15 protein-coding genes are annotated in these 16,144 nt (G+C 34.2%); 3 read left to right on the forward strand and 12 right to left on the reverse strand.

The window, feature by feature from the left end; all coding sequences use genetic code 11:
- Positions 1-90 precede the first annotated feature (90 nt).
- The 11 genes from BUC11_RS04905 to BUC11_RS04955 all read right to left on the reverse strand — a co-directional run bounded on the left by BUC11_RS04905 (position 91) and on the right by BUC11_RS04955 (position 10,370).
- Positions 91-342, reverse strand: coding sequence for a hypothetical protein (locus BUC11_RS04905; protein WP_073352492.1), 252 nt, complete (start codon positions 340-342; stop codon positions 91-93).
- A 366-nt stretch (positions 343-708) separates the two neighbouring features.
- Positions 709-1,416: a GLPGLI family protein gene (locus BUC11_RS04910; protein ID WP_073352494.1), complete on the reverse strand. Its 708-nt coding sequence runs from the start codon at positions 1,414-1,416 to the stop codon at positions 709-711.
- A 63-nt stretch (positions 1,417-1,479) separates the two neighbouring features.
- Positions 1,480-1,725 carry a hypothetical protein gene (locus tag BUC11_RS04915; RefSeq protein ID WP_073352495.1) on the reverse strand — a complete coding sequence of 82 codons (246 nt, stop codon included), beginning with the start codon at positions 1,723-1,725 and terminating at the stop codon, positions 1,480-1,482.
- A 391-nt stretch (positions 1,726-2,116) separates the two neighbouring features.
- Positions 2,117-2,818 (reverse strand): GLPGLI family protein, encoded by a 702-nt coding sequence (locus BUC11_RS04920; protein ID WP_073352497.1) that lies wholly within the window; start codon positions 2,816-2,818, stop codon positions 2,117-2,119.
- A gap of 81 nt (positions 2,819-2,899) precedes the next feature.
- Positions 2,900-3,157, reverse strand: a complete 258-nt coding sequence (locus BUC11_RS04925) for a hypothetical protein (RefSeq protein WP_073352499.1) — start codon at positions 3,155-3,157, stop codon at positions 2,900-2,902.
- 194 nt (positions 3,158-3,351) lie between these two features.
- Positions 3,352-5,502: a TonB-dependent receptor gene (locus BUC11_RS04930; protein WP_073352501.1), complete on the reverse strand. Its 2,151-nt coding sequence runs from the start codon at positions 5,500-5,502 to the stop codon at positions 3,352-3,354.
- A gap of 238 nt (positions 5,503-5,740) precedes the next feature.
- A complete protein-coding gene (gene arfB / locus BUC11_RS04935) occupies positions 5,741-6,142 on the reverse strand; it encodes an alternative ribosome rescue aminoacyl-tRNA hydrolase ArfB (protein ID WP_073352503.1) in 402 nt (133 codons plus the stop codon).
- Between the two features lie 14 nt (positions 6,143-6,156).
- Entirely contained in the window at positions 6,157-8,277 is a 2,121-nt protein-coding gene (locus BUC11_RS04940) for a DUF4301 family protein (protein WP_073352505.1), read from the reverse strand.
- Positions 8,232-8,861, reverse strand: a complete 630-nt coding sequence (gene pnuC, locus BUC11_RS04945) for a nicotinamide riboside transporter PnuC (protein WP_073352507.1) — start codon at positions 8,859-8,861, stop codon at positions 8,232-8,234. The genes BUC11_RS04940 and pnuC overlap by 46 nt, the downstream gene beginning before the upstream one ends.
- Before the next feature lie 3 nt (positions 8,862-8,864).
- Entirely contained in the window at positions 8,865-9,581 is a 717-nt protein-coding gene (locus BUC11_RS04950) for a phosphoglycerol geranylgeranyltransferase (protein ID WP_073352508.1), read from the reverse strand.
- Between the two features lie 159 nt (positions 9,582-9,740).
- Positions 9,741-10,370 carry a 4'-phosphopantetheinyl transferase family protein gene (locus tag BUC11_RS04955; protein ID WP_073352635.1) on the reverse strand — a complete coding sequence of 210 codons (630 nt, stop codon included), beginning with the start codon at positions 10,368-10,370 and terminating at the stop codon, positions 9,741-9,743.
- Between the two features lie 249 nt (positions 10,371-10,619).
- On the opposite strand from BUC11_RS04955, the gene ahcY reads away from it, so the two are divergent.
- Positions 10,620-11,936, forward strand: coding sequence for an adenosylhomocysteinase (gene ahcY / locus BUC11_RS04960; RefSeq protein WP_073352510.1), 1,317 nt, complete (start codon positions 10,620-10,622; stop codon positions 11,934-11,936).
- A gap of 1,227 nt (positions 11,937-13,163) precedes the next feature.
- Entirely contained in the window at positions 13,164-13,487 is a 324-nt protein-coding gene (locus tag BUC11_RS04965) for a four-helix bundle copper-binding protein (protein ID WP_073352512.1), read from the forward strand.
- 332 nt (positions 13,488-13,819) lie between these two features.
- Here the strand turns inward: BUC11_RS04965 and BUC11_RS04970 are convergent, their stop codons facing one another.
- Positions 13,820-14,263: a nucleoside deaminase gene (locus BUC11_RS04970; RefSeq protein ID WP_073352638.1), complete on the reverse strand. Its 444-nt coding sequence runs from the start codon at positions 14,261-14,263 to the stop codon at positions 13,820-13,822.
- 94 nt (positions 14,264-14,357) lie between these two features.
- On the opposite strand from BUC11_RS04970, the gene BUC11_RS04975 reads away from it, so the two are divergent.
- Positions 14,358-16,139 carry a 1-deoxy-D-xylulose-5-phosphate synthase gene (locus BUC11_RS04975; protein ID WP_073352514.1) on the forward strand — a complete coding sequence of 594 codons (1,782 nt, stop codon included), beginning with the start codon at positions 14,358-14,360 and terminating at the stop codon, positions 16,137-16,139.
- Positions 16,140-16,144 lie beyond the last annotated feature (5 nt).

Raw genomic sequence — 16,144 nt, forward strand, 5'->3', positions numbered from 1 at the left:
TTTGGAAAAATTAGTAGAGTTTTTACCTAAAAATTTAACAAAAAACAATTTCTCGTGTAGATTAAAAATTTAAAATGCAATATGAGTAATTTACCCTTGAGTTAACCTATTCACGGGACCTGCTCCTATGCAGTTGTTATAAAGAATTTGATAAATTTTATTTGCTTCTTCTGCAGAAAGTTTGTTTTCAGGATCTAAACAGTCCATTTTATCAGCAGTTTCCGAAACACAATCCGTATCTTCATACGATAATAAATCACTTCCTTTAACTTCCCCTGTCTTTGCCATTGCTACTGCACTAAACGCAACCACTGCTAGAGCGGTAAATACTAATTTCTTCATTTTTTAAATTGGTTTAAATTTATACTTTTTTTCTGGTTAACCAAGGCAAATATGAAAAAAAAAAAAAAATGAATATACAGAATTTGCTTCAGTTTTTAACAAAAAATTAACAAATTATTTTTTACAAGAATTGCTGATTTACTCGTTCAAATTTACTCTTAACCTCATTATAATTGTGTCTTGCAATAACATTGGCAGATTCTAGTGGTTTATTGGTATCGTCTGCAACAACGCCGATAATAGTGCGGGATTGAGAGAAGGAGAGGGTTGTGAAAAAAAGGAAACAGAAAAGACACTTGTACATTGATGTTTAATTTGACTGCATAAATCTAAAAAACTAACTTTACGATGTTTATTTAAATTTTTTTAGTTTTTGCTTGTTCTATCTATTTTGTCTATTAATTTATTAATTTCACTTTCATCAATAGTCTTGACATTTTCATTTTTTTCAGATAAATAAGGCTTATCTAAATTTAATTCTACTTTTCTTACGCCAAAAAGAATATTTTTTACTTGTAATTCTAAAATTAAACCAGGTAACTTACCAAATCCATTTGGACCAAAAGAATTTGGGATTTTAGGGCAATACCAAGCAATTACAGGATGATGAAAAACACCTACCCCATTATTTATAACAAACTCACCTACTGCCTTATAACAAAGAAAACCATTTATATTTTTGGTTTCATTTATTAATTCCCAATCCTTAGTTGTCTCCCTTTTTAATAAAAATTTACCTATTTCATTATTTACTAGAGCATATGTGAAATCTAAATTTTGAAAAACTTTCCCCATATATCCCGAATGAATTTTTGCATAAAAATAACCTCCATCATCTAAACCCAAGCCTTGCTCTAAATAAAAAGCAGATGATTCATTATTAAATTCTAATATAAAATTTAAATATTTAGCGTTTTCAATTGCTTTATTATAGTTGCTTTTATAATAAGTGCTTTTGGAGTTTTTGAGCCCTTCGAATGAATCTATGACTAAACTATATTCAATTCTACCATTTTTAATTTGAGAAAATCCACTCGCAAAGAAAAGATAAATAACAATTTTTAAAACATTCATAATTTAAATTATTAAGTGTATGTATAAAAAGATGGACTATCATTTGCATGATAGCCCATAATCTTAATTAAAACTAAGCGTTTTCATGCAATCTCCCCAAGCTGCAGCTCCAGCAAAATAAGCTTCAAATTTACTAGCTCCGTTTGCTAAAGCATCTTGCTCAGCTTCCTTTTGTTCTTGATCGCAAGTTGGCGAAACAACCTCTTCAGCCTTTTTGTCGATCATTTCTCCTTTTACTTCTCTTGTCCATGCCATTGCAACTCCGCTAAACGCTACCACTGCTAGACCGGTAAATACTAATTTTTTCATTTTTAAATTGGTTTAAATTTATACTTTTTTTCTGGTTAACCAAGGCAAATATAAAAAAATAAAAAAAATGAATATACAGAATTTACTTCGATTTTTAACAAAAAATTAACAAATTATTTTTTACAAGAATTGCTTATTACTCGTAACTTGATGATTGTGTTTAGGAATGACATTTACAGATTCTAATAGTTTATTAGTGTCGTCAGAAACTACTCCCACAAGACTTTTTGTTTGAGAGAACGAAAAAAAAGAAAAAAGTAATCATAGATATTTAAAGGTATTCATTCAATAATTTTGAGAAAAGATTATAACTGTTTTAATTACCCATTAGAGACTTTACTAAAAAATAGTTTGTTTTGATTTCAGACTAATACAATTCAAAAAAAGATTTTCAAAATCCATTTACATTATGATAGGCTTCTTCTAACTGCTTCTCATTTAAAATTTTCAATTTCTCTAACGATTTAATATCAAAATTAAGATTACTATTTAGATGAATACTTTTAGCTCCATAGACCGCATTTCTTACCTGAAGTTCTAAAATTAATCCTGGCAGATTTCCATAACCTGCGGGTCCGTAGGGATATGGTAATTGGGGGCAATACCACGCAATGACAGGATGGTTGAAAACCTTAGTTCCATTGATAACGGTAAAGACATTGGTCGCTTTATAGCATAAATAATTATCTATTAATTTGGTCTCATTTGTTAAAATCCAATTACTTTTCAAAGCTTCTTCTCCGTAAATGTTTTCTCCTAACATTTCCTTTTGAAATAATAACTTTTCTTTCAAACTAAATACAATTCCAACATAATTTGCCATAGCAAGTGTAAATCTTTGTGAATTAATGGCAATATCACTGTCTAGTATTTCTTCATTGTAAAATTTAGATCCATTTTCAGTTATGATTAATTGGAACGTTAGTTTTTTTGCATCTACAATTGACTTTTCAAGAAAACTTTTTAACGTAGCATTATTGTCAAATAATCCTTGTTCTTTTTCTATTTGTAATCCATAGGTTATCACAACATTTTGACCTTGTCCATATCCAAGCGTCGTTGACAAGATTAGGATAATAAGAAATATTTTCATTTTGTGGTTATATTAAAAACACACCAAATTCATTGAAAATGGTGTGCTTGAGTTTTTCTAATTCTAATCGAAGCTTTATCTTTATTGTGATATTGGAGCTTCCTGTAATCCCAGACACATAAAATAAACAGAATAAGAAGCACTTGTTGCCTGATCATGAGTAAAACCAACACTTCTAGCATCCACATATGATACATATCGCGCTAAATTACAATCTGTCTCGACCACAACTTCTTTTTTAGTTTTAATCTTTCTACTTTCTTTTACTTTGCCAGTTTTTGCCATTGCAACTCTACTAAATGCAACCACTACTAGAGCGGTAAATACTAATTTTTTCATTTATAAAAGTATTTCTTTGGGTGCCTATAAAACTTAAACATCCTCCTTCATCTCTATTTAAAAAAATAAGTCATTCCTTAACATTACAAGATTAGGTAAATTTTATCGTCTAAACAATACATACGACAAAAACAGAAAAACAAAAAAATCCAGTGCTTTGCAACACTGGATTCCAATTATCAACAAATACTTTTCTAGAAATTCAATGTCATCCCCAATAAAAAATTAATTCCTGCTTGCGGATAATAATACGGATAAACATCATACATGTATCCGTTAGAAACGTATTTTTTGTCTAAGAAGTTATTCACTAAACCCGTCAAAACAATTTCTTTAAAGACTGTTTTGGGTTTAAAAGTGTAAGCAATGTTCAAGTCATTCACAAAATAATCTGCCAACTTTGCTGCTGGCAATTCAATGTTATTCATGTATTGTTCCCCAACGAATTTTTGCAACCATGAAATATGAAGATTTTCAATAGGTGTGTAAACCAATATATTTCCCGCAATGATTGATGGTGAATACGCAATATCAGTAGTTCCATAATTTTGCCCTTCAACGGCTAAATCAATATTTTTATTGGCACTCAAGGTAAAATTTGGACGGATAATTAACTGATCGGATAAGGCAATTGTAGCATCAACTTCCAGTCCTAGTCGGTAACTTTTTTCACTGTTGGAACGTATTGGCGCGCCCACATCATCTAGATTCCCGGTTAAAATCAACTGATCTTTGTACGCCATATAATATACGTTTGTATTGAATTGTACTTTCTCTGCAACGTATCTCCAACCTAATTCAAAGTCATTTAGCTTTTCTGGTTTTACATTTCCGCCTTCATAATCACTTCTATTCGGTTCGCGATTGGCTCTGGCATAAGATAAATACAGGGAATTTCCAGCATTGATCGTATAGGTTAATCCTGTTTTAGGGTTAAAGAAATTAAAAGTATCATCTACAACTGTTGGCTGAACACCATTCGCCTTGTAATTCACTGATCTATATTGCAAATCTCCAAATAAACTTAATTGCTCCGTGATTTGGAAATTGGCTTTCGCAAAAATATTTCCATCCGTTTTATTGGCATAATCATCATAGTAGCGATCTCCCAACTCACTCTGAGAAGCATTTCGTGCCCAAATTACTTTTCCAAAATGGTCGCCTTCATACTTATTCCAACCTCCACCAAAGATAACATCTAGTTTTTCATCTTTGTAATTAGCAGAAAATGTAGTTCCATAGAAATCGTTTTCTAACCATTTTTGACGCACTAAATCCGTTGTTGAAATAGCACCAACAGGCTGTAATCCGTAATCGACAAAATCAGCATCTTCCTTATAGTTTTCAAAAAAACCTTTCCCTTTAGTGTAATGCAAAGCAAAATTAGTACTCCAGTTTTCAGATATTTTTTCGTTCCAAAGCAATTGCGAGTGATCTTGCTGGTAATTATCAGTTTCATTGTCATAGAAACGAGCATTTCCTTGTTCGTCCGTGAAAGCACCTGCTGAATTAAACGTTCGGTCATTTTTTAGCGTTTCAACGTCAATTCCGTTCCAAGACTGGTACGTTTTTTCGGTCCCACCAAAAACCAATGCTTTGATCAATGTAGTTTTGCCTACATACGTTCCCTGAAGAAAATACGATTTCAAATCTGAGGCTCCACGATCCACAAATCCATCCGACTTGATCGCTGATAAACGTCCCGCAATTTCGAAATGATCGTTCATTAACCCCGTACTAAACTTTACAGTGTGTTTTCTGGTGTTAAAACTTCCAAGAGAGTTGGAAATTTCTCCCGTACTTTCGTTGGCAAAATTATCCGTCAACATATTTAAACTGGCGCCAAAAGCCCCTGCTCCATTAGTAGAAGTTCCTACACCGCGTTGTAATTGCAAACTCTCCACTGAAGACGCAAAATCTGGCATATTCACCCAGAATGTTCCATGACTTTCGGAATCGTTGTACGGAATTCCGTTGATGGTAACATTTACTCGCGTTGCATCGCTACCACGAACCCGAATACCGGTATACCCCACGCCATTTCCCGCATCCGATGTCGTTACAACCGAAGGTAAATAATTCATCAAAATAGGGATGTCTTGTCCTAAATTTCGGAATTTGATGTCTTTTTTGCTCAAATTGCTAAAACTAACCGGCGTTTTTGTGGTTACACGAACCGCTGAAACCAATACTTCATCTAGTGGATTGACTTGTGTAGTGTCTTTGACTTGCGAAAAAGTGAAAAGTGAAAAGAGAAAAGTGAGGAGTATGAAAAATACTCGAATTAATCTAGTTTGGCTCTGGGCCTTTGGCTCTTGGCCCTTTTTGTAAAATAAAGTATTCATCCGTAAAAAAATTACGAATAAAAGGGGGAATTATTCTTTTTGTTAAATTAAAAAATGATTGTTTCCTATAACAAATGAAAGTAGCGTGCACACTATTTATTTGTCATTTTTTCCCTTAACAGCATTACCTGTTCAGGTTCGTTGGGTATAATCTCAGCTCGTTATTTAGAGCACCCCTTTGAGACAGCGCAAAACTAATTATAAATTATGAATTATAAATTATGAATTGCAATAAATTTTAAAAATCTGGTTTTCTACGATTTTTCTTGACTTCCGAAATGTTTTTTTTATCCTTGATTCGCTTTCTAATGACCGATTTAGGAATTCTGGTGGGCTTTCGTTCTTTTGGTACAAACAAAGAATTTTTTATCAGTGCCAAAAATCGTTTAATTACAATTTCTTTGTTTCTAAATTGACTTCGGTCTTCATCACAATTCAAAATTAGAACGGCATCAGTAGTCAATCTAGAGGATAATTGGGTTTCAACCAACAGTTTCTCTTCATCCGTTAAAGCCTGAGAATTTTTTAAATCAAAACTTAACACCACCTTCGAGGAAACTTTATTCACATTCTGACCGCCCGCTCCACTGCTGCGGACGGCTTTAAAACTTAACTCAGATATGATTTTATCAATTTCCATGAATGCCTTTTTTTTTAGGATTGATGTGCTGGTTTCAACAAATCATTCACTGTTTTTACTGGATTAAAAGTAAGCAACGGCACTTGAACAAACACAGTCAACCAGTTTGCCATTGTGCCATTCCATAAACCCGGCAACTCATATCCTTTGATACTTTTACCTGATACATTTTTCTCCACAATAAAACCGCTGTTGTGATCCACAAACTCTCTCAAATCAAATTTCTCTTTTTTGTAATTTTTAATGCCACAAACTAAATCAACCGGATTGAAATGTGTAGCAGCATTCAGAATTATCTTTTGATCTTCATTTGACAAATCGACTTGGGAACTTTCAACAATTTGCAATGAAACTGATCCTTGGTCATTGCGCACCCAAAATGGTCCTCCGCCTGGTTCTCCTTCATTTTTCACCATTCCGCATACGCGAATCGGTTTGTTCAAAATAGTTTGCAGTTCACTGATTTTACTTTCCAAATTTTCAGCATGAAAACCATCTTTCATTGTAATATTTAATTTTTCCTTCAAGAAAAGAACAATTTCATCTATCAACTCGGGTTCAATTGATGCAGCATCCAATACATTTAAATACCTAAAAACCTGTTGTTGTATTGTCAACAAAATTCCAGCCAATCCTTTTTTGTATAAAGAAATTTTCTCAACATTGTTTTGAATGACGTTATCAATATTTTTAATAAAAACAATATCAGCATCCAAATTATTCAAATTTTCAATCAAAGCACCATGTCCTCCTGGTCTGAAAACCAATTGTCCATTTTCATCCCGGAACGGCTTATTTTTCATACTAACCGCAAGCGTGTCCGTTCCTTTGTTTTGATACGAATAACTAACGTGTATTGCGACAGCTGATTTCTTTTCAATTTCAGATTTGACAGAATCAACAATTTCTTCAAAATGTTTTTGATGCGATTCTGAAATCGTAAAATGCAAATGCGATCCATTATTAGCACTCGAATATTGCGCACATTCCTGCAAATGTTCTTCTACCGGAGTTGCAATATGGGTTTTATATTTGTGAAAAGGAAGAATCCCTTTTGGTTTATTGGCAAAATTAAAATAGTCCGCTGACAGCAATAATTTTATGAAATAGTAATTTTTAAAACTACGATCCAAAGTATCAAAATCAGTAAATTCAGCTTTCAACTGCTTGTCAATTGTTTCAAAGAAAGGAAACTTCTCCATTCCTACTATAAAAATAGAAAGTTTATTAGCTTTTTTACGATTAATATAGGCATTTATCGATTCGTTTTCAAAATCAAAATCATTGATAAATTCAGTCAAAAACTTAAACATTCTGCTTGCAGCGCCGGAAGCAGGAACAAATTTATTTAATTTCAAGTTGGATTTGTGTGCATCAAAGAAACTGGCATATTCTTTAAAACCTTTTTCTGACAATTTCAAAACTCCATTTGACAAAGTTGCGGGACGAACCAAATTTACTTTGAAAATGCCATTTTTAAAAAAATTTAATTGCTTTTGAATGTTTTTTATTGGAATTCTATGCTCATAAATTTGAAGGAAATCAACTGATGAAAACCCTAATTCTCTTGCTAAAGTCAAATCGTCTATAATCGATATTGCTTTTTTTAGTCGCAAATCCTTGTCTCCGGAAAGGGTAATAAATGGCTTATTATTATCGATTAAAGATTGTTTAAAAACGGCAAACACAGATTCTCTTCCCTCAGCTTTGTCTCTTAGGTCATCTCTTTCCCAAGGCACATCAATATCAGTAAGAAAAAATAAATCGTATTCATGTTCGCAGGCCGCTTCATGCAACAAAGGGTCACAATAGTCATAATACACTTCCGAAAAAACCTTGGTCACCATTAAATTGGTATCGCAAAAAAGATATTTATTGGCAATTAGCGTTCGCTCGTTTTCTAATTTAGTTTGACCGTAAGCAATGGGAAGCATGTCGTCAACTGTGCATATTTGCTGACTTGAATCCCACTTTTCCTGCAGATAATCGCGTGCAAACTCAGGAACCCATTCGGTTTTATAATAGTCCGCAAGCTGTCTGGCCAATGTAGTCTTGCCCGTGCTTTCGGGACCAAATAAAGCTATTTTAATTATTTTTGTAGCTCCATTACTGAGCTGTCTGAGATTTTCTTCCATTCTAAATAGCCAAAAATGGCGACTACGGTAAATACTATATATTGAAAACTGGTAAAAGTATAGCCTTTTGCAAAATACAACGGAATGGAAATTACATCTCCAATAATCCAAAATATCCAATTCTCTACTTTTCTTTTGGCCATGAGCCACATTCCTACAAAGAAAATTCCTGTAATAAATGTATCTACATACGCGTACCAAGTGGTGAATTTATCAAAATAATGATATACCGAAACCACAAAGGCGACGGTAAATATAAAAAGAATTATCGCAATTCGTTTTTCAGAACTCGATATTTTTGAAATTGGGAATTCAACCGTATCTCCTTTTTTACGAGTCCAATGATACCAACCGTAAATACTCATCACAAAATAATACCCATTAATCATCATATCGCCCCATAAAGTCCATTTCCAAAGCAAATACACAAATATGGAGGTGCTTACTAATCCGGTTGGAAAAACTAAAATATTATCTTTTTTAGCATACCAAACGCTCAATAATCCGAAAATGACCGCAACAATTTCCAAAATAATATCTAATGTTGGGTATTCGCTGTACTGCGAAAAAAAATAATCAATCATTCACTATACTTTAAAAAAGTTATTATTGTTTTCAAAAGCGGTTCCTACAACCACTAAATCGGCTCCTGCATTATAAGCGTTTTCAATTCCCTGCAAATCTACAATTCCGCCTCCAACCAATATTGGAATCTCAATATTATGAGAAATTTTTCTAATCATTTCTAAAGGAACTGCTTGTTTTGCACCACTTCCCGCTTCCAAATAAATCAACTTATTACCTAACATTTCGCCAGCTTGTGCCGTTGCTAATGCTAAATCAAGATTATTTCTATCTAAAGGTTTGGTTTTACTAACGCGTTCCACTGCAGTTTCATTGCCACTTTCAATTAAAATATAACCGGTAGAAATGATTTCGAGTTGCGTTTTCTTTAAAATTGGCGCTGCTTTTACTTGGTGTTCGATTAGAAAATCCGGATTGCGACCAGAGATAAGAGACAAAAACAAAATCGCATCGGCTTTATCTGATATCTGTGAAGGATTTCCGGGAAATAAAATTATTGGTAATTTACAGTTTTGTTTGATTTGCACAATCAGTTCGTCTAAAATATTTGTTGTAACCTGACTTCCGCCGATGAAAATATGAGTTGCCGGCGATTGATTTATTTTTGAAATTAAAATGGATAAATTCTCCAAAACTATTTTGTCAGGATCAAGAAGAATGGCCAGCAGTTTTTGATTTTCAACTTTTGATTGGGTGATTTCGTTATAAATATTTGTCATTTTTTGGCACGCAGATGACGCGGATTTTACAGATTTATACGGATTATTTAACTGATTATTATAATTTACTACTCGTTTTGTCATTCCGACGAAGGAGGAATCTGATTATGTGATTCCTCCTTCGTCGGAATGACAAACTACGCGATGGAACACTGAGCATTATTTTTCAAAAGCGTAAACTAGCGTAAAATCTTCGATTTCCTCAAAATAGATGTCAAAATCCTTCACATAACTATTAAAGTGGAGTTCGGTGTTAACTTTCTTATTTTCTAAATCAAAAGACTGAACTTTGATATGCTCTTTGAAACTAATTCCTTTTTCGTTTCTAATTTTAAAAATAGCTTCTTTCGCACCCCAAATTACGGTAACTTTTCGAATATATTCATCACTTTGCGGATCCAAGAACTGAAATTCCGAGTCGCAGAATTTATCCGCAATTCGGATAATCTTGTCTCTCTGCAATTCGATGTCGATTCCTACGGTTTTACTGCTGACGATAATCGCCGAAAACTCATGGGAATGGGTAATCGAAATGTGTTTGCCGTCCTGTAAATGCGGTTTTCCTAATTCGTCATAATACAGATCAAAATCGCTGTAGCCTAGTTCTTGAAACAACTTCCGAACGCTGAGAAAAGCACGCTGGTGCAATTGCGATTTCATTCCCTGGAGACGTATAGCATTTTTATCGTTTAACTGAACTTGATTGTGGAGCTCTTCAAAGGATTCGGTTATTTTCCAAACTAGAATTTGGGTGTCTGTACTAAAGTGGATGGTTTTGAATAATGGCATGGTAGTATTCTGATTTTTAGCCCCGATTGAAGTGGAAATCCTTTTTATTTTTCCTTTAAAAATAAAAAGATTGCAACAAAAAGCGGGAAATAGCTCCAAAAATTAAAAAATATTGGGCTTAAAAAAATTATTTTACTGATTTTTAAAACATTACAAAATTAAACAATTCATAAATATTTGTGATTCCTTTTAAAATCACAACTTATTATGTAATTTTGCAAAAAATTTACACTTACAAATATACTATAAATGAGTACTACAACTATGCCTTTTGTGGCTTTCAAAGTAAAAGACATTTCTCTAGCGGCTTGGGGAAGAAAAGAAATTGAACTAGCAGAAGCTGAAATGCCAGGTTTAATGGCGCTTCGTGCTGAATATAAAAACGAACAACCACTTGCTGGTTCTCGTATTGCAGGATGTTTGCACATGACAATCCAGACTGCGGTTTTGATTGAAACTTTAATCGCGCTTGGAGCTGAGGTGACTTGGTCTTCATGCAACATTTTCTCTACTCAAGATCAAGCTGCTGCTGCAATTGCTGCTGCTGGTATTCAAGTGTATGCGTGGAAAGGATTGAACGAGGAAGATTTTGACTGGTGTATTGAGCAAACCTTATTCTTTGGTGAAGACAGAAAACCATTGAATATGATTCTTGACGATGGTGGAGATTTAACGAATATGGTTATTGACCGTTACCCAGAATTAGTTGCTGGAATTAAAGGATTGTCTGAAGAAACTACAACAGGAGTTCACAGATTGTACGAAAGAGTAAAAGCGGGAACATTGCCAATGCCAGCAATCAACGTGAATGACTCGGTTACTAAATCGAAATTTGATAACAAATACGGTTGTAAAGAATCTGCAGTTGATGCGGTTCGTCGTGCAACTGATATTATGCTTGCTGCCAAAAGAGTAATTGTTTGTGGTTACGGTGATGTAGGAAAAGGAACTGCAGCTTCGTTTAGAGGTGCTGGTTCTATTGTTACCGTTACTGAAATTGACCCAATTTGCGCGCTTCAAGCGGCAATGGACGGTTTTGAAGTAAAAAAATTAGATACTGTTATTGCAACTGCTGATATTATCATCACAACTACTGGAAATAAAGATATCGTTTTAGGATCTCATTTCGAAAAAATGAAAGACAAAACTATCGTTTGTAACATTGGACATTTTGATAACGAAATTGATATGGCTTGGTTGAACACCAACCACGGTGCATCAAAAGTTGAAATCAAACCACAAGTAGATAAATACACCATTGCTGGAAATGACATCATCCTTTTGGCTGAAGGTCGTTTAGTAAACCTTGGTTGTGCTACAGGTCACCCAAGTTTTGTAATGAGTAACTCCTTCACCAACCAAACGCTAGCTCAAATCGAATTGTGGAAAAACAGTGCGGCATACAACAATGACGTATACATGTTGCCAAAACATTTAGATGAGAAAGTAGCCATGTTACACTTAGCTAAATTAGGTGTTGAATTAGAGACTTTACGTAGTGATCAAGCGGATTATATTGGTGTTCCTGTTGAAGGCCCATTCAAACCAGAATATTACAGATACTAGTCCTATTTGACATTCCGACAAAGGAGCAATCTGATTTATGATTTCATATTTAAAACCCTTGCAGCGATGTAAGGGTTTTTTGTTTTGGGCGTGACCCTGCGTAAAAACTGCGGGTCGGGCTTTTCACTTCAATCTTTACTCCACTGCGTTCCATAAAGGATTTCCATTGCAATCCCTCACGCTCCTGGACGTGTTTCGACATTGGAACACTAAACAGCTATTTTTAATATTAAAAAACCAACTTAAAAAAACGCTCCTATTTATCATACTATGCCCTCTTCCTACAAATAAATAAAAATTTGCTCCATCAAAACCACAAATAGAAAATCCATTTAGCGCCATAAATCAACGTAGAAAAGCCTCAAATTTAACAACAATCGAACCTCTTTCTCAAAGCAACAAAAAGGTTGTAAGAGCAAAGCTGGCAACCGAAGTATAGAAACTAATAAAAATAATTGCAAGAAAAATGGGAAAATAAGGTCCTTTAAAAGCAATGCAAGAGTCTAAATAAGATAGCCCAGAAAAATAGTAGCAGTATTACTAACTAAACGTATTAGCTAGGTTTTTTTTAAAAAAATTATCTGTTAAAACTAAATATAATCTCAACACCTCTAATAAAACCCTTTAATTAGCATTTTATAGTACGTTTAACCTGCCCCTCCATTTATATTCTTTAATCGATAGAAAAATAGTTGCGCTCTACACCCAAAAAAAATTCCTAAATTATTTCACAACGGTACCTAAAAATTTAAAAGACATTTTGTTAAGATGGAGACGGGTTTTTCTACAAATGGAGATAATGGATGATTTATATGATAACCTATACTAATCATTCCACGCAAAACCATGTGGCAATTATGAAACTTATTCCTAAAATTATACAATAGTATATCCCATTATAATACTTAATTTTATATTTATTGATTTAATTATGATGAATGATAGTAACTGGAGTTCAGGAATGGGTTGGGGAATGTGGGTAATTCCGCCTGTTGTAATTATAATTATTGTTATTATTGTTTTAAAAAGAAACCGTAACAGCAAATAAATTTAGAGCAAGTTTAAGCAATCTTTTCTAACTCTTTAATAAAGAGTTGCTATTTGGACATAAAAAACTAGAAAAAATTAACCGCTTTGCTTTAAAAAATTATTGTTTAAAATCGAGCAACAGCGAAACTGAAGAACAGGCAACAGGGTTTCTGAAGAACTATTATAAACACTACCAAAATGGAAAATACAAAAATGGAAAGTTGCGTTGCAGCTTGTGAAACATGTGTTGAAGCATGCGAAACCTGCGCTACTGAAAACAAGGGAATGGCAGGAATGGAAAATTGCACAGAACTTTGCAATACCTGTAAGGACGCCTGCAATGAGTTAATTACTGCAAGTAAAAATAATGCAGACAATTTAGATGAACTTTGCAAAAAATGTGAAGAAGCGTGTACTGCATGTGCAACGGAATGTGAAAAACATACAGATATGGAACAGTGTATGAAATGTGCTGACGCTTGTCGCAAGTGTGCATCGGCATGTAAAGCTATGCTTGCGTAGTTGATCAGTAAATTAGCGTTATAATAAAGTAAACAATTTCGATTTTAATATAATGTACTAAACCCGTCAGCTTTAAGCGAGACGGGTTTTTTTAATAAATTACAAACATAGTTATTCTCTAAATGAAAGTATCAAAAAATAAGTTATATCTTATACAAAATATATTTGAATTTGGGACTAAGGATCGTGTACTTCCCTGTTTTAGAGATTTTTAATATTTTAAAAATAGAAAGTTTCGTAATTTAAAAATTGACACTAATTTTATAATTCGCGGCAATAAAACGAGAACGCATATTCAATTCTCAATTGAAATAAAGAGAGGAGCGTCTTGTTCATTTCCTCTTTTCTTTAAAAAAACGCTTCATTACATCAGCCGCTTCTGCGGCTAACACACCGCTAACCACTTTGGTTTTAGGATGCAATTGTGTTCCCATTTTGACAAAACCACGGTTTTCATCTGTGGCTCCATATACGATTCTCGAAATCTGACTCCAATACAAAGCGCCTGCACACATCTGACAAGGTTCCAGTGTGACATAAAGCGTGCAACCAATCAAATATTTCCCACCAAGATAATTCGCAGCAGCAGTAATAGATTGCATCTCCGCATGAGCCGTAACGTCATGGAGTAATTCGGTTAAATTATGACTGCTGGCAATCACTTTATTATCAATAACAATAACGGCGCCTACAGGAATTTCCTCTTTATCAAAAGCCATGACAGCTTCCTGCAACGCTTTTTTCATAAAATATTCGTCAGTGAAAGGATTTATCATGGTATCAACGGCAAATTTTGCAAATTTAAATTCTTTGTGGAACAAGTTTTTTTATCGAATGTAAAAATACAATTCCAAATCGTATATTTGCTTTATGTCAGCTAATTTACTTTTAAACCTAAACAGCCCCGCCGATTTACGCCAGCTAGAGGAAACGCAACTACCTCAAGTAGCTCAAGAGTTGCGCAACTTCATTATCGATATTGTCGCCGTTAAAGAGGGGCATTTAGGAGCTAGTTTAGGTGTTGTCGAACTTACGATCGCCTTGCATTATGTTTTTGATACCCCAAATGATTTATTGGTTTGGGATGTTGGTCATCAGGCTTACGGACACAAAATAATAACGGGAAGAAGAGATGTTTTTCATACCAACAGGCAGTTGGGCGGCATTTCCGGTTTCCCAAAAAGAAGTGAAAGTGTCTATGATACCTTTGGCGTAGGCCACTCCTCTACTTCTATTTCGGCAGCCTTGGGAATGGCAATAGCTTCTAATTTAAAAGGAGATTACAACAAACAACATATTGCAGTCATTGGCGATGCCTCGATAGCCTCAGGAATGGCTTTTGAAGGCTTAAATCACGCCGGAGTTACTGATGCTAATTTATTAGTCATTCTAAATGATAATGCTATTGGTATTGATCCCAGCGTAGGCGCTTTGAAACAATATTTAACTGCAGTAAAAGCAGGGAAAAATCCGAGACAGAACAACATGATTAAATCATTGAATTTTGATTATTCGGGACCTATTGACGGTCATGATATTTTTGCCGTAATTAAAGAATTGAAACGTTTACAAAAAATAAAAGGACCCAAGTTCCTTCACATCATTACAACGAAGGGTAAAGGATTACAGCAAGCCGAAGAAAATCAGGTAATTTACCATGCTCCTGGCAAATTTGATGCTTCAACTGGAGTACTTCAGCCCAAATCCGAAGAAAATTTACCTCCTAAATATCAGGATGTTTTTGGCTTGACCATTTTAGACTTAGCTAGAAAAAACGAAAAAATTATAGGGATTACACCTGCGATGCCTTCAGGCTCTTCCTTAAAATTCATGATGGATGAATTCCCAAAACGGGCCTTTGATGTTGGAATTGCAGAACAACATGCGGTAACTTTAGCCGCAGGAATGGCAACCCAAGGAATGATCGTTTATTGCAATATTTATTCTACATTTTTGCAAAGAGCATACGACCAAGTGATTCATGATGTGGCTTTACAAAATCTTCCAGTAATTTTTTGTTTGGATAGAGCGGGTTTAGTGGGAGAAGACGGAGCAACACATCACGGTGTTTTTGATATAGCCTACTTGCGTTGTATTCCCAATATAATTGTGTATGCCCCTAGCAACGAAATTGCGTTACAAAATATTTTATATACCGCCCAATTAGGATTAAATAATCCAATCGCGATTCGGTATCCACGAGGACGTGGAGTAATTACTAATTGGCAAGCTAAAAATTTAGGAAAGTATCAAGAAATAGAAATCGGTAGAAGCATTTGCAATAAGAAAGGCTCAAGAATTGCTGTCTTATCAAATGGGAGCATCGGTAACAATGTTACTTTGGCTATAGCCAAAATGCAACATCCAGAAACTATTGCGCATTATGATTTTTCCTTTGTAAAGCCACTAGATGAAAAGGAATTACATACCCTATTCAACAACTTCAAAACAATAGTAACTATTGAAGACGGAACTGTAAAAGGGGGTTTTGGAAGTGCGATTCTTGAATTTGCCTCTGAAAATAGTTATACCTCAAAAATAACCGTTCTTGGTATTCCAGATGAGTTTATAGAACAGGGAACTGTAGCCGAATTACAACAATACTGCAAAATTGACGTTAAAAGTCTTGAAATCCTTTTTTCAAACTATTAAAATAA

Source organism: Flavobacterium xanthum (assembly GCF_900142695.1).
GTDB classification, from domain to species: Bacteria; Bacteroidota; Bacteroidia; order Flavobacteriales; family Flavobacteriaceae; genus Flavobacterium; species Flavobacterium xanthum.